Origin of the sequence: Azospirillum doebereinerae, from assembly GCF_003989665.1 — a bacterium.
GTDB lineage: Bacteria > Pseudomonadota > Alphaproteobacteria > Azospirillales > Azospirillaceae > Azospirillum > Azospirillum doebereinerae.
Genome location: NZ_RZIJ01000005.1, coordinates 270,647 through 285,375 on the forward strand (window position 1 = coordinate 270,647; position 14,729 = coordinate 285,375).

Here is a 14,729-nt window from a genome sequence, read left to right on the forward strand (position 1 = left end):
GGTGTGTGAAATTCCCGTCTGCACCATAATCCGGGGGCAGACGCGGTGGCGGGAGGGCCGCCACCGCCGCTGCACGAACGGAGGGCACGAGGATGAACCAAATCCTCACTCTCCTGATCCTGGTGCTGGAGATCGTCAAGCGGCTGCTTGACCTTCTGCACTAAGATCGGGCGGGCGAGTTGGGGATGGCGTCCCCAACTCGCCTACCCCTGATATTGGTGTCGCCACCCGCCGCTGTCAATCCACCCCGGCCCACGCAATCCTCACTCGTCGATGTTGCGTGCCAGCACTTCGCGCTTGCCCGAGTGGTTGGGCTTGCTGACGACGCCCTCGGCCTCCATACGCTCGATCAGGCGGGCAGCGGAGTTGTAGCCGATGCGCAGCTGGCGCTGGATGAAGCTGGTGGACGCCTTGCGCTCGCGGCAGACCACGGCGACCGCCTTGTCGTAGAGGTCGTCGCCCGACCCGCCGCCGTTGCCGCCGCCCGTTCCGCCATCTTCGTCGAAGGTGCTCTCGCCGTCCTCGTCCTCGGTGATCGAGTCGATGTAGTTCGGCTCGCCCTGCGCCTTCAGGTATTTGACGATGTGCTCGACCTCCTGGTCGGAGACGAACGGCCCATGGACGCGGGTGACGCGCCCGCCGCCCTGCATGTACAGCATGTCGCCCTGGCCCAGCAGTTGCTCGGCGCCCTGTTCGCCCAGGATGGTGCGGCTGTCGATCTTGCTGGTGACCTGGAAGCTGATGCGGGTCGGGAAGTTGGCCTTGATGGTGCCGGTGATGACGTCCACCGAGGGGCGTTGCGTCGCCATGATCAGGTGGATGCCGGCGGCGCGCGCCATCTGGGCCAAGCGCTGGATCGCCGCCTCGATGTCCTTGCCGGCGACCAGCATCAGATCGGCCATCTCGTCGACGATCACCACGATGTAGGGAAGCTCGGTCAGGTCGAGCGGCTGCTCCTCGAACAGCGGCTTGCCGGTGTCGGGGTCGAAGCCGGTCTGCACGCGGCGGGTCAGCGACTCGCCCTCCTCGCGCGCCTCGCGCAGGCGGGCGTTGTAGCCCTCGATGTTGCGCACGCCCAGCTTGGACATGTTGCGGTAGCGGTCCTCCATCTCCCGCACCGCCCATTTCAGCGCGACCACCGCCTTCTTGGGATCGGTGACCACGGGAGTCAGCAGATGCGGGATGCCCTCGTAGACCGACAGCTCCAGCATCTTGGGATCGACCATGATGAAGCGGCAGCGCTCCGGCGGCAGCCGGTAGAGCAACGACAGGATCATCGTGTTGATCGCCACCGACTTGCCCGACCCGGTCGTGCCGGCCACCAGCAGATGCGGGAAGCGCGCGAGGTCGGCGACCACCGGCTGGCCGCCGATGTCCTTGCCGAGCGCCAGCGCCAGCTTGGCGCCGCCCTTGTCGAAGCTCTCCGCCGCGATCAGCTCGCGCAGCAGCACGGTCTCGCGTTTAGCGTTGGGAAGCTCGATGCCGATGGCGTTGCGGCCGGGGACCACGGCGACGCGCACCGACACCGCGCTCATCGAGCGGGCGATGTCGTCGGCCAGACCGATGACGCGCGAGGATTTGGTGCCGGGGGCCGGCTCCAGCTCGTAGAGCGTCACCACCGGGCCGGGATGGACCTTCTGGACCTCGCCGCGCACGCCGAAATCGCCGAGCACGCCTTCCAGCTGCCCGGCGTTGCGTTGCAGGGCGGTCTCGTCGAGCTGCTCGCCGCGCACACCCAGCGGCGGGGATTGCAGCAGGTCGAGCGGCGGCAGTTCGTAGCCGCTCGGCTCGTCCGGCTCCAGGTCGAAGGCGCTCTGGCGCGGGTCGCGGGCGTCGTCGGCCTCCGGGTCGGGGGCCGGGCGCGCGACGATGGGGATCGGGCGCGGCGGCCGCGCCTCCTCCGGGACGATGGGGCCGGCGTCGAGCCCGGCCGGATGGACCTGCAGGGCTGGCGCCCGTCCCAAATCGCCGCGTCCCGGCTCCGCGGCGCGCGGCGTGTCGCCGAAGCTGGGGGCGCTGCGCACGCGGCTGGGCGCGCAGGGCTTCAGCGCGTCGTCCACGGCGCCGCTGGCGGTGTGGGCGGCGGCCTGCGCGGCGGTGCGGGCGGCCTCGACCCCGCGCCGGCCCAGCGAACCGACCCCGCTCCGGGCGCCCCGGATGACGAAGCGCGTGGCCTTCGCCGTCCCGCCGCCCAGCGCCTTCAGGCTGGCGATCCATTCGGCGATGGACAGGCCGGCGGCGAGGAACAGCACGAAGCCGCCGGCGCAGGCCGCGACCGTGGCGACCATCGACTCGGAGCCGAACAGGTTGCCGACGCCGTGCAGCAGCACCGCACCCAGGCTGCCGCCGGGCAGGGCCGCCAGCGGGTCGGAGGATTCGGTGGTCAGTCCGGCGAGCGCCATGGCAACCAGCACGACGCCCCACAGCGCCAGCACGGTGCGGAACACCGGGTTGCCCAGGCCGCGCTGGGCGCCCAGCCGCCAGCCCCAGAACATCGGCACCAGCGCGATGACGAAGGAGGCCCAGCCGAGCGACTGGATCAGCAGGTCGGCGGCGTAGGCGCCGGGCAGGCCGAACAGGTTGTGGGTGCGGACCGCCGCCGCCGGGACCGAGTTCCAGGACGGGTCGGCCGGGTTGTAGCTGCCCAGCAGGATCATCAGCAGCAGGCCGAACAGGCCCAGCACGAAGCCCATCGCCTCCCGCGCGCGGGCGACCACGAAGGCGCGGGTGGCGGGCGAGAAGAAGGGCGGCTTTTCCTGGCGCGCGGTGGCGGAGCGGATGCGGCCGTGCTCCTTGCCCTCCTTGGCGGCGGTCTTGTCCTTGGTGCCCAGACGCGGGCTGGCGGTCCGCCCCAGTGTGGGCCGGGGGCGCGCGGAGGGAGGGCCGGCGGGTCGGGCCATGGGACGAAACCTCGTTCTCGGTCCGCCCCGGAGGTGAGGCGGACGCTGTCAGCCAAAAAAGACGGGGCTCAGCCCAGGATGCGGACGATGGCGGCGCAGGCCCGGCCGATGGTTTCGGCGTCCTGCACCAGGGCGACCCGGATGAAACGCTCGCCGGGGTTCGCTTCGCCGGGGTTGTTGCGCGACAGATAGGCGCCGGGGAGCACGCGCAGCGCGCCCTCGGCCCACAGGCGCCGCGCCGCCTCCTCGCCGTCGCCGACCTCCAACCACAGGAAGAAACCGCCGTCGGGCCGGTAATAGCCGTAGCGGCCCTGGAGTTCGGCCTCCGCCGCCGCGAACTTGGCGCGGTAGAGGCGGCGGTTCTCCTCGACATGCGCTTCGTCGCGCCACAGCGCGGTGCTGGCCGCGACCACCGGCAGCGGCATCCCGGCGTTGGCGTAGCTGCGCAGCCGAGAGAAGCGACCGATCAGCACCGGATCGCCCGCGACGAAGCCGGAGCGCAGCCCGGCGGCGCTCGACCGCTTGGACAGGGAGTGGAAGACCAGGATGTTCGCCCAGGGGTTCTCCCCGCGCGGCAGCCCGGCCGCCACTTGGAGCGCGCCGACCGGCGGGGTGTCGAGGTAGATCTCGGCGTAGCACTCGTCCACCGCCAGCACGAAGCCGTACTGCCGCGCCAGCCCGATGGCCTTCGCCAGATAGGCGGCCGAGGCGGCGGCGCCCTGCGGGTTGGCCGGGGTGCAGAGGTAGAACAGCGCGGTGCGTTCCAGCAACTCCGGCGTCAGTGCGTCGAGGTCGGGCAGGAAGCCGGTCCCGCGCGTGCCGGACAGGAACACCGGCTCGGCCCCGGCCAGCACGGCGGCGCCCTCGTAGGGGGCGTAGAAGGGGTTGGGCATCAGCACGGCCGGCTGGCGGCCGGCTTTGCGCGGCGGCACGGCCAGCAGCGCCAGCATGAACAGCGCCTCGCGGGTGCCCGACACCGGCAGCAGCGAGCGGTCCGGCTCGAACAGCCCGGCGGGCAGGGCGTAGCGGCGGGTCAGCCAGTCGCCGGCCGCGGCGCGGAATTCCGGCGTCCCGCCGACCGGCGGGTATTTGCCCCAGCCGGCGGTGTTGGCGCGCAGCGCCTCGTCGATCAGGGCGGGGGGCGGGTGCTGCGGCTCGCCGACCGACAGCATGACCGGCGCCGTGTTGGCGCGGGGCGTGACGCCGGCCAGCAGATTGGCCAGCCGGGTGAAGGGGTAGTCGGTCAGCAGGTCCAGCCGGTCGTTGCCGATCGCTTCGGCAAAGACGGCACCGGGATGAACGCTGAAATCCGCAGAAACCATGACGCCGCACACCTTGCCAGACCCTGTTCCGGACCCGCTCGGGATCACCCGTACGAATCGGAAACGATCCTATCGGCGGGGGGCGGAGGGCACAAGCGCACAAAACCGGACGGGCGCGGCATGCCCATCTCCCGCCCAGGGCGGGAGAGGGCGTGCGGGAAAGGCCCTTACAGCGCCTCGGCGTTGGTCTCGCCGGTGCGGATGCGGACGGCCTGGGCGATTTCCAGGACGAAGATCTTGCCATCGCCGATGCGGCCGGTGTTGGCGGCCTTCTGGATCGCCTCGACCACCTGCTCGAACTGGTCGTCGGACACGGCGACCTCGACCTTCACCTTGGGCAGGAAGCTCACCGAATACTCGGCGCCGCGGTAGATCTCGGTCTGCCCCTTCTGGCGACCGAAACCCTTGACCTCGCTGACGGTCAGGCCCTGGATCCCGAGCGACGTCAGCGCCTCGCGGACTTCGTCGAGCTTGAACGGCTTGATGATGGCCATAACCAGTTTCATGTGGCTTCCCCTTAAAGCGTTGTTCCGGCCTCAGCCTTGTGCCCGGCCCCGTCGCGGGTCTTCCCATTCGGGTGGTCCCGTTCGTGCGCCAAGCCTGTTCGTCTGCGCCGCAAAAAGCAACGATTACAAGAATCGTGCCGGTTGAAAGGCGCCGCAACATCATGGATATGCCCTCCGTTTAGGCGCTCAAGGCGTGGGCATAAGCCTATATTTTGGTCACCGACAACCGGTCCGGCAACGGCGCGCGGCGGCGGCGCTGGACATCGCCCCGAGGGAGCGCAATTGTTGCCGCGCGACGGTCGCGGCCTCCTGGCCGCGCCGGACGGGACCGCGAAGCGAAGGACGGAAAGACATGGCCGAATCGGGCGACATCGCCACCGAGGTGGTGGTTCTGGGTGGCGGTCTGGCGGGGCTGACCATGGCGGCGGCGCTGGCGACGGCCGGCGTGCCGGTGGTCTGCATCGACCAGGACAGCCCCGAGCGCCAGGGCGGCGACGGCTTCGACATCCGCACCACGGCGCTCTCCTACGCCTCGATGAAGGTGCTGGAGGGGGCGGGCGTCTGGCGCCACATGGAGGCCCAGGCCGGCCCGATGCTGGACATCCGCATCGCCGACCAGTTCTCGCCGCTGTTCGTCCATTACGACCACACCGAGCTGGCGGTGGATGGGCAGAACCGGCCCTTCGGCTGGATCCTCGACAACAAGGACATCCGCCGCGCCCTGTTCACCCGCGCGGCCGAACTGCCGGGGCTGGTCCATCTCGCCCCGGCCAAGGCGGTCGGGGTGGAGCGCAACCGCTCCGGCGCCACGGTGACGCTGGAGGACGGTCGCAAGGTCCGGGCCCGGCTGGTGGTCGGCGCCGATGGTCGCCGGTCGCTGGCGCGCGAGAGCGCCGGCATCAAGGTGCGGCGCTGGACCTACGACCAGAGCGCCATCATCTGCACGATCCGCCACTCGGAGCCCAACAAAGGGATCGCGGTCGAGCATTTCTTCCCCAACGGCCCCTTCGCCGTGCTGCCGATGACGGGGAACCGCTGCTCCATCGTGTGGAGCGAGAAGACCGCGCTGGTGAAGACCTACCTCGACCTGTCCGACGCGGAGTTCGTGGAGGAGTTGACCCGGCGCTCCGGCGGCTATCTCGGCGACATCGAGCTGGTGTCCCGGCGCGAGGCGTGGCCGCTGTCGGTGCTGCTGGCCGAGCGCTTCATCGCCGACCGCCTCGCGCTGGTCGGCGAATCGGCCCACGCCATCCACCCCATCGCCGGCCAGGGGCTGAATCTGGGCATGCGCGACGTGGCGGCGCTGGCCGAGGTGGTGGTCGACGCGCACCGGCTGGGGCTGGACGTCGGCGGGCCGGAGGTGCTGGCCCGCTTCCAGCGCTGGCGCCGCTTCGACACGGTGCTGCTGGCCGCCGTCTGCGACGGTCTGGTGCACCTGTTCTCCAACAACATTCCGCCGGTCCGGCTGGCGCGCGACCTCGGCATGGCGGTGGTCAACCGGCTGCCGCCGGTCAAGCGCTTCTTCATGCGGCACGCGATGGGCGTCGTCGGCGATCTGCCCCGGATGATTCGCGGGCTTCCCCTTTAAGACGCTTGGAACCGGGCCGGCGGCGCCTTATGTCCGCCACAACGCCCGCTTAAGACCCCAACGGGTCCGATACCGGGTTTGGACTTCTCAGGGATGACCGCCGTGCTTCGCCGCCTCATTGCCACGCTTTTCGTCACCGCGTCCCTGGCCGGTCTGGCCGCCGCCCCGTCCAGCGTCGCCGCCGCGCCCGCCGCGGCCAGGCTGTCGGCGCAGGACCAGACCGTCGTCGCGCAGGCGGAGGAGTACCTGAACGGCATCCACACCATGCAATCCAAGTTCGTGCAGGTGGCGCCGGACGGGCGGCAGGCGACGGGGACCTTCTCGCTGTCGCGGCCGGGCAAGATGCGGCTGGAATACGACAAGCCGATCAAGGATTTCGTCGTCGCCGACGGCTCCTTCATCTTCTACTGGGACGGCGAGATGCGCCAGCAGTCGAGCGCGCCGATCGGCTCGACCCTGGCCGACTTCATCCTGCGCAAGACCGTCCGGCTGTCGGGCGACGTAATCATCACCGACGTCTACCGTTCTCCCGGCGTGGTCGAGATCAGTCTGGTCGAGAGCAAGGAGCCCGGAAAGGGCACCCTGACGCTGGTCTTCGAGGACCGGCCCTTCCAACTGCGCAAATGGCGGGTGCTGGACGGGCAGGGGCTGACGACCGAGGTGGCGCTGCTGAACCCGCGCACCGACGTCAGCTTCGACAGCGAGATGTTCTATTTCAAGGAACCGAGGAGCGGGTCCGACTTCGGCCGGGGGAACTGAGCGGAGCCTGCTCCGTCCGGAAACGAACCCCTTCCGTTCCTGTTGTCTGTCTACAGGATTCGCAGTGGGGACTCTTCCATGCCCGACAGCCCGGCGTCCCGCCTTCAGGGCATGAACGCGATGCTCGCCCGCAATTGGTGGGCGCTGGCGCTGCGCGGCGCCGCCGCCATCCTGCTGGGCGTGATGGCGCTGCTGCTGCCGGGGGTGACGGTGGCGACCCTGGCGCTGACCTTCGCGGCCTATCTGCTGCTGGACGGGGTCTTCGCCCTGCTCGCCGGCCTGCGCGCCTCGCGCCGGCACGACCGGGCGTTGCCCTTCATCCTGGAAGGCTCGGTCAGTCTGATCGCGGGCGTCGTCGCCGCTCTTTGGCCGGAGGCCAGCCTGTTCGCGCTGGTGTTCCTGATCGCCGCGTGGTCGGTGATGACCGGCTTCGCCGAGATCATGGGCGCGTGGCGCCTGCACGAGACCCACGGCAAATGGGCGTGGGGCGTGGCGGGCGCCCTGTCCGTCCTGTTCGGCCTCAGCCTTTGGCTTCTGCCGGCGCTGGGCTTGCTGGCGCTGGCCTGGGGCGTGGCCGCCTACCTGATCGCGTTCGGCGTGCTGGCGCTGGTCACGGCCTTGCGGCTGCGCCGCGCCCTCGCCGGCGCGCCCGGCCGGCCGGCGCTGCCGGTTCCCTGAACGGGGAGGGGCGGTTTTCCCGTCATGCGGACGCGAAAAAGGGAGCCGGGCCATGCCCAGCTCCCTGTGATCGTCGTGAACCGCCGTTCCGGCTTACTTCGCGCGGGAGACCCGGCGGAGGAAGTCGTTGAACTGGGCCTGCTCTTCCGGGCTCAGATCCTTGACCATGCCCTGGTCGTGCGCCTGGATGCGCGGAACCAGCTCGTCCATCAAGGACTGGCCTTCCGGCGACAGGCGCAGCGCGTAGGAGCGGCGGTCGTTCGGCGAGGGCGCGCGGACCACGAGGCCCCGCGATTCCAGCCGGTCGATCACCGCGACCATGGTCGAACGGTCGATGCCGACCGCCGTCCCCAGATCGGACTGGGACAGGCCCTCGTTCTCCCGGATCATGATCAGCACGCCGAACTGGCCGGGCGTGATGTCATGGGGAGAAACGGCGGTCTGGAAGCTTTGGAACACCGCGACCTGAGCCTTGCGCAGGTTGTAGCCCACGAGGTCGGGAAGAGGGCCAAGGGCGAGCTTGCCGTTTTTGCCGGGACGCAGGCGCGAACGCCGGTCGGCGGGGGTGGAACGCTCGTTGTCTGTCACCGCTATGCCATCTTTGAATACTGTCGGATGAACGGATAAAATGAGGCCGCCGCCTATCTTTGTCAGCAAGAACCGTACAGTCCACGCTCAATGCATGGCTGATATGCGTTCTGCGTATTGGTGGAGCGGCGAACAAACTCCACTTTGAAGAGTCAAGAAGTGATCGTACCCGGATACGGCAGCGATCGCCCGCAACACGGTTTCCCCTGCCGCACGCGGGTTCCGTAAACGGAGCTTCCGACGCCCGGTCCCCCCCAGACCGGGCGTCTTCGTGTCCGGGCCATGGCGTCCGATTCGCGCCGCCGCCGGGTGTCCGAGGGGCTTGGTGCGGCGTCCGCTTTCGGGTTACGTGTTGGGACCGTCGGAACCGACGCGACCCCAACGCAAAGAGCCGCTGCCATGGCCTACGCCCTTCCCCTGTGGACCCAGCCCTCCGTTCCGGTGACGGGCGGGGATCCGTTCCCCGTGCGCCGCATCTACTGCGTCGGCCGCAACTACGCCGCCCACGCGCGCGAGATGGGCGCCGATCCCGACCGCGAGCCGCCGTTCTTCTTCATGAAGCCGGCCGACGCCATCGTCGCCGACGGCGCCACCATCCCCTATCCGCCCAAGACCGCCAACCTGCACCACGAGATCGAGCTGGTCGTCGCCATCGGCCGCGGCGGGCGCGACATCCCGGTGGAGTCGGCCCTGGAGCACGTGTTCGGCTACGCCGTCGGCCTCGACATGACCCGGCGTGACCTTCAGAACGCGGCGAAGAAGGAAGGCAAGCCCTGGGACATGGGCAAGGGCTTCGACCAATCGGCGCCCTGCGGCGCCATCCGCACCGTCGCCGACATCGGGCATCCCGACAAGGGCGCCATCACCGTGTCGGTCAACGGCGCGCTGCGCCAGAAGGGCGACCTGTCCGACCTGATCTGGTCGGTGGCCGAGACGATCGCCTACCTGTCGGGCCTCGTCGAGCTTCAGCCGGGCGACCTGATCTACACCGGCACGCCCGAAGGCGTCGGCCCGGTGGTGGCCGGCGACGTGCTGACCGGCGCCGTCGAGGGCGTCGGCACCCTGACCCTGACCATCGGCTGACCGGTTTCCCATGCGCATCGCGACCTGGAACATCAATTCCGTCCGCATGCGTCTGGACCTCCTCTTCCGCCTGATGGAAGAGGAGGCGCCGGACGTGATCTGCCTTCAGGAAACCAAGGTGGTGGACGCCGACTTCCCGCTGGCGCCCATCGTCGAGCGCGGCTACGCCCACACCCACATCCACGGCATGAAGGGCTACAACGGCGTCGCCATCCTGTCGCGGCTTCCCTTCGAGTCGCAGGACGTGCAGCACTGGTGCGGCAAGCAGGATTGCCGCCACGCGCTGGCCCATCTGCCGGGCGGGGTCGAACTGCACAGCGTCTACATCCCGGCCGGCGGCGACATTCCCGACCCGGTGGTGAACGAGAAGTTCGCCCACAAGCTCCAGTTCCTCGACGAGATGACCGACTGGCTGCGCACGCAGCGCTCGCCCGACCGGCGGATGGTGCTGGTCGGCGACCTGAACATCGCGCCGCTGGAACAGGACGTGTGGAGCCACAAGGAACTGCTGTCGGTCGTCTCCCACACGCCGATCGAGGTGGAGAAGCTGGCGGCGATGCAGGCGTCGGTCGGCTGGGTCGACGCGATGCGCCACTTCGTGCCGCCGGACGAGAAGCTCTACACATGGTGGAGCTACCGGGCGAAGGACTGGGCGGCGTCGAATCGCGGCCGCCGCCTCGACCATGTCTGGGTCACGCCGCCCCTGAAGGACGCCTTGCGCGGCCAGAAGGTGCTGCGCGACGCGCGAAGCTGGGAGCCGAAGCCGTCCGACCATGTGCCGGTGATCGTGGACCTCGACGTGTAAGGATGGGGGGCGTCGCGTGCCCCCTCCCTAACCCTCCCCCGCTTGCGCGGGAGAGGGGACTGCCGCTGAACGCCGACAAGCATCCGGCCCCCTCTCCCGCGCAAGCGGGGGAGGGATGGGGAGGGGGCAAACGGTTATCCTTACCTCCACACCCCTGCTCAGTTTCTCTTCCGCTCCTTCGCGCCCGGCACCGGCTGTTCCTTCAACTGGGCCAGCACGGTCCGCACCTTCGACAAATCGGGCGGCAGCGGCGCCTTGGCGAGCGCCGGCTTGCCCGTCGCCGGCTTGGCCATCGCCCGCGCGATCTGGGCCGGCTGCGCCTTCACCGGTGCCGGCCTCGGCGCCTCCGCCACCTGCACGGGCTCCGTCTTCCGCGCCCTCGCCTTGGCTTCCTGCACCGCCGGCAGGCCGCGCGGCTCGCCGCCGCTCTTCGGCGTCCAGGTGCGGAAGGGGCCGGTGTCGACGTGGACATGGCCGGTGTGCGGGTAGAGCGCGTAGCCGCCGCGCTGCAGCGCCGCCGCCTCCTCGGCCAGCCGGGCCGGGGGCACGCCGGGGATCGAGAAATCCACCGCCTGCCCACGCATGTGGTAAGAGTTCTCGGCCACGTTCGCGTTGGTCCGCGCCAGCGCCGCGTTGGTCGCGGTGGAGCGGTAGCCCGAGGTGACGCGGATCGGCGCGTCGGGCGGCGCGCCGGTGCGCTGGCGCAGCGCGACCAGCGTGTCGATCAGCGCCGGATCGACCGGGATCGTCTCGCCGCTGCGGCGGTCGCGGAACAGGACGGAAATCTCGCGCAGCGCGTCGGCGTCGTAGCCGCCGCTCCGCCAATAGGTGACGGCGACGCTCTCGCCGCTGGGATGGCTGAGGACGATGGAGCGCGGCCCTTCCCCCAGCCCGGCGTCGCCGCCCGGCGACGAGGCGCAGCCGGCAAGACCGGCGGCGAGCAGGCATGGCAGGACGGCGCGATGAACGGCGTAAGGCACGGCACGACGGACGGCACGCAGGATCGACCGCATCGCTTCCCCCCGGAGCTTCCCCACACGGTTGTGCGACGCAGATCTACCAGAATTGTCACACGAGGTCCCAGTGACAACGCATTGTTGTGGCGCGAACGACACGGCCAAGCAGTTTCCGCGCTGCGAATCGCGATTTCCGACTCAACCGGGTCGAAGGGGAGGGAGGGCGCAAAAAAGCGGCCGGAGGTTTCCCTCCGGCCGTCGACAAGTCAAAACATCAGCCGTTCAAAACGATCCGGCTCGCACACCGGATCACGGACCAGATCAATGGAACTGGTCAGCCTCGGTGGAGTCCTTGTACGCGGTGGTCGAGGACTGGCCGCCCGAGATCGCCGTGGCGACCGCGTCGAAGTAGCCGGTGCCGACCTCGCGCTGGTGCTTGGTGGCGGTGTAGCCGTCCTTCTCGGCCGCGAACTCGGCCTGCTGGAGTTCGGAGTAGGCGGCCATGCCGCGCTCGGCGTAGCCCTTGGCCAGCGTGAAGGCCGAGTAGTTCAGCGAGTGGAAGCCCGCCAGCGTCACGAACTGGAACTTGTAGCCCATGGCGCCCAGCTCGCGCTGGTACTTGGCGATGGTCGCGTCGTCCAGGTTGGCCTTCCAGTTGAAGGAGGGCGAGCAGTTGTAGGCCAGCATCTTGCCGGGGAATTCCTTGTGGACGGCCTCGGCGAAGCGGCGGGCGTCGTCCAGGTTCGGCTTGGAGGTCTCCCACCACATCAGGTCCGAATACGGCGCGTAGGACAGGCCGCGGGCGATGCAATGCTCGACGCCCAGGCCCTTCTTCAGGCGGTAGAAGCCTTCCGAGGTGCGGCCGCTGTCGAAGTCGATGAACGGGTGGTCACGCTCGTCGATGTCCGAGGTGATGAGCTGCGCCGACTCGGCGTCGGTGCGGGCGATCACCAGGGTCGAGGTGCCGCAGACGTCGGCGCCGAGACGGGCGGCGTTCAGGGTGCGGATGTGCTGCTGGGTCGGGATCAGCACCTTGCCGCCGAGATGGCCGCACTTCTTTTCCGAAGCGAGCTGGTCTTCCCAGTGGACGCCGGCCGCGCCGGCCTTGATCATGGCCTTCATCAGCTCGAAGGCGTTCAGCGGGCCGCCGAAGCCGGCTTCGGCGTCGGCGATGATCGGCGCGAACCAGTAGGTGTCGCCCTTGCCCTCGGAGGTCTGGATCTCGTCGGCGCGCTTGAAGGCGTTGTTGATGCGCTCCACCACCTGCGGCACCGAGTTCACCGGGTACAGGCTCTGGTCGGGGTACATCTGGCCGGCCGAGTTGGCGTCGCCGGCGACCTGCCAGCCCGACAGGTAGATGGCCTTCAGGCCGGCCTTGACCGCCTGCATCGCCTGGTTGCCGGTCAGGGCGCCCAGCGTGTTGATGTAGGGTTCGGTGTTCAGCAGCTCCCACAGGCGCTGGGCGCCCAGCTCGGCCAGCGTGTACTCGATCTTGACCGAGCCGCTCAGACGCTTGACGTCGTCCATCGTGTAATCGCGGCGGATGCCTTCGTAACGGGCGGCGCGCAGGGCGGCCTTGGTCTTATCGTCGAGCGACATGGTGGGTGTCCTTCTGTCCGAATATCCCCCATTCGGGGGGCGGTGGGAAATCTCGGGGCGTATTCTTCTTCGACACCGCCGCTCGTTTGTCTTGAGCCTTGGGCGGTGTCGTTTGGCTTTACAGTGCGTCCTTGAGACAAGAGGTAAACCGGTCCTGTTTGCGTTGCAATAAGCCCTTGTTCGTAAAACGGTCCGGTTGTAAAGTATGGTCATAGGATTTTTGTAAATCGGTAAATCTTGTAAAGTTCTCGCCGGAGGTGGTTCGGGGCCATGGACAAGAAGGCGATGCTGGGTCCGAAGGTCCGCCGCCTGCGCCGCGACCAGGGTTTGACCCAGGCGCAGATGGCCGAGCAGCTCGGCGTCTCGCCCAGCTACCTGAACCTGATCGAGCACAACCAGCGCCCGGTGACGGTGCCGCTGCTCCTCAAGCTCGGGCATACGTTCGGGGTCGATCTCCAGACCTTCGCCGAGGACGACGAGAGCCGGCTGGTCGCGGGGCTGCGCGAGGTGTTCGCCGACCCGCTCTTCGCCGGCTCCGACATCAAGAACCAGGATTTCCGCGAACTCGCCGCCGTGGCGCCGACGCTGGGGCAGGCGGTGGTGGCGCTCTACCGGGGCTTCCGGGGCGCGCGCGACGACCTCCAGGCGCTGGCCGAGCGGGTCGCCGACCGCGAGAAGCTGCATCTGGTGCAGAGCACCGGCTTCCCGCAGGACGAGGTGCGCGACCTGTTCCAGGCCAACTCCAACCATTTCGCCGAGCTGGAGGAGGCCGCCGACGCCCTGTGGCGGGACGGCAAGCTGGAGAAGGGCGATCTCTACCGGGGGCTGGTGGACTGGCTGAACCAGCAGCACAGCGTTCGCGTCCGCCTGCTGCCGTCGGAGGTGATGGGCTACGCGGTGCGCCGCTTCGACCGGCACAGCCGCCGCATCCTGCTGTCGGAGATGCTGGCGCCCTCGGGGCGGAATTTCCAACTCGCCTGCCAGATCGCCCTGCTGCGCCACCGCGACCTGCTGAACGGCATCGTCGAGGGCGCCAATCTGTCGGGCGACGAGGCGCGGCGGTTGGCCCGCATCGGTCTCGCCAACTACTTCGCCGCCGCCGTGCTGATGCCCTACCAGCGCTTCCAAGAGGCGGCGACGCAGGTTCGTTACGACATCGAAATCCTGCGCCGGCGCTTCGACGCCTCCTTCGAGCAGGTCTGCCAGCGGCTGACCACGCTGCACCGGACCGGGGCGAAGGGCGTGCCCTTCTTCTTCATGCGGGTGGACAGCGCCGGCAACGTGTCGAAACGCTTCTCCGGCGCCGGCTTCCACCTCGCGCGGTTCGGCGGCGGCTGCCCGCGCTGGATCGTCTACGAGGCGTTCCGCACGCCGGGCAAGGTCCACAGCCAGGTGGCGCAGATGCCCGACGGCACCACCTACTTCTCCATCGCCCGCACCGTGGTGAAGGCCGGCGGCGGCCACCGCAGCCCGCCCCAGCAATTCGCCATCGCGCTGGGGTGCGACGCCCAGCACGCGGCGCACGTCACCTATGCGGACGGCTTCGACCTGGGCAACACCGAAGCGGCGACGCCGATCGGCGTGAACTGCCGGCTCTGCCCCCGGCTCGACTGTTCGCAGCGGGCGTTTCCGCCGCTGAATCACCGGCTTATCGTCGACGAGAACCTGCGCGGCCTGTCGCCCTACCTGTTCGCGCCGCCCAGCGCCGAATGACGGCGGAATGATCTGGATCAAGTTCCACGGCGTTCGTCGTGTTGTTTCTTCATGACCACGACAGGAACATTGGTATAAAGCCATGGCCTTTGGGGCGAATTCTTGTTAGGTTTCCCGGCGTTGCAGCGCGGAAGCCCGATCCTGTCCGGTATGGTCTTCAAGGACCCGATCCCGGCCGGTCGATCACAGCCATCCGTGCGCAGCGCCCACCCGGCCCCGGCATCGACACGGT

At 69.0% G+C, this 14,729-nt stretch carries 12 protein-coding genes; 6 read left to right on the top strand and 6 right to left on the bottom strand.

Annotated elements, in window-relative coordinates:
• Positions 1–263: 263 nt before the first annotated feature.
• The 3 genes from EJ913_RS09305 to glnK form a co-directional block, all read right to left on the bottom strand.
• A complete protein-coding gene (locus tag EJ913_RS09305) occupies positions 264–2,900 on the bottom strand; it encodes a DNA translocase FtsK (RefSeq protein ID WP_126997029.1) in 2,637 nt (878 codons plus the stop codon).
• 68 nt (positions 2,901–2,968) lie between these two features.
• The gene (locus tag EJ913_RS09310) at positions 2,969–4,222 is read right to left on the bottom strand and encodes an aminotransferase class I/II-fold pyridoxal phosphate-dependent enzyme (protein ID WP_126997031.1); all 1,254 of its coding nucleotides are present in this window, start codon (positions 4,220–4,222) and stop codon (positions 2,969–2,971) included.
• 167 nt (positions 4,223–4,389) lie between these two features.
• The gene (glnK, locus tag EJ913_RS09315) at positions 4,390–4,728 is read right to left on the bottom strand and encodes a P-II family nitrogen regulator (RefSeq protein WP_085555610.1); all 339 of its coding nucleotides are present in this window, start codon (positions 4,726–4,728) and stop codon (positions 4,390–4,392) included.
• Positions 4,729–5,080: 352 nt separating this feature from the next.
• On the opposite strand from glnK, the gene EJ913_RS09320 reads away from it, so the two are divergent.
• The 3 genes from EJ913_RS09320 to EJ913_RS09330 all read left to right on the top strand — a co-directional run bounded on the left by EJ913_RS09320 (position 5,081) and on the right by EJ913_RS09330 (position 7,753).
• Positions 5,081–6,316, top strand: a complete 1,236-nt coding sequence (locus tag EJ913_RS09320) for a UbiH/UbiF/VisC/COQ6 family ubiquinone biosynthesis hydroxylase (RefSeq protein ID WP_126997033.1) — start codon at positions 5,081–5,083, stop codon at positions 6,314–6,316.
• A gap of 93 nt (positions 6,317–6,409) precedes the next feature.
• Positions 6,410–7,075: a LolA family protein gene (locus EJ913_RS09325; protein ID WP_126997035.1), complete on the top strand. Its 666-nt coding sequence runs from the start codon at positions 6,410–6,412 to the stop codon at positions 7,073–7,075.
• Positions 7,076–7,153: 78 nt separating this feature from the next.
• Entirely contained in the window at positions 7,154–7,753 is a 600-nt protein-coding gene (locus tag EJ913_RS09330) for an HdeD family acid-resistance protein (RefSeq protein ID WP_126997037.1), read from the top strand.
• Between the two features lie 93 nt (positions 7,754–7,846).
• Here EJ913_RS09330 and EJ913_RS09335 read toward each other — a convergent pair whose 3' ends face one another.
• Entirely contained in the window at positions 7,847–8,341 is a 495-nt protein-coding gene (locus EJ913_RS09335; RefSeq protein ID WP_126997039.1) for a MarR family winged helix-turn-helix transcriptional regulator, read from the bottom strand.
• 399 nt (positions 8,342–8,740) lie between these two features.
• On the opposite strand from EJ913_RS09335, the gene EJ913_RS09340 reads away from it, so the two are divergent.
• Both EJ913_RS09340 and xth read left to right on the top strand, forming a co-directional pair.
• Positions 8,741–9,424 carry a fumarylacetoacetate hydrolase family protein gene (locus EJ913_RS09340; protein ID WP_126997041.1) on the top strand — a complete coding sequence of 228 codons (684 nt, stop codon included), beginning with the start codon at positions 8,741–8,743 and terminating at the stop codon, positions 9,422–9,424.
• Between the two features lie 10 nt (positions 9,425–9,434).
• The gene (xth, locus tag EJ913_RS09345; RefSeq protein ID WP_126997043.1) at positions 9,435–10,229 is read left to right on the top strand and encodes an exodeoxyribonuclease III; all 795 of its coding nucleotides are present in this window, start codon (positions 9,435–9,437) and stop codon (positions 10,227–10,229) included.
• Between the two features lie 158 nt (positions 10,230–10,387).
• On the opposite strand, the gene EJ913_RS32955 is transcribed toward xth, so the two are convergent.
• Both EJ913_RS32955 and aceA read right to left on the bottom strand, forming a co-directional pair.
• Entirely contained in the window at positions 10,388–11,242 is an 855-nt protein-coding gene (locus tag EJ913_RS32955) for a YcbK family protein (protein ID WP_126997045.1), read from the bottom strand.
• Positions 11,243–11,506: 264 nt separating this feature from the next.
• On the bottom strand, positions 11,507–12,784 hold the full coding sequence (aceA, locus tag EJ913_RS09355; RefSeq protein WP_126997047.1) for an isocitrate lyase: 1,278 nt from the start codon (positions 12,782–12,784) through the stop codon (positions 11,507–11,509).
• A gap of 270 nt (positions 12,785–13,054) precedes the next feature.
• On the opposite strand from aceA, the gene EJ913_RS09360 reads away from it, so the two are divergent.
• A complete protein-coding gene (locus tag EJ913_RS09360) occupies positions 13,055–14,497 on the top strand; it encodes a helix-turn-helix domain-containing protein (RefSeq protein WP_126997049.1) in 1,443 nt (480 codons plus the stop codon).
• The last annotated feature ends 232 nt before the right edge of the window (positions 14,498–14,729 follow it).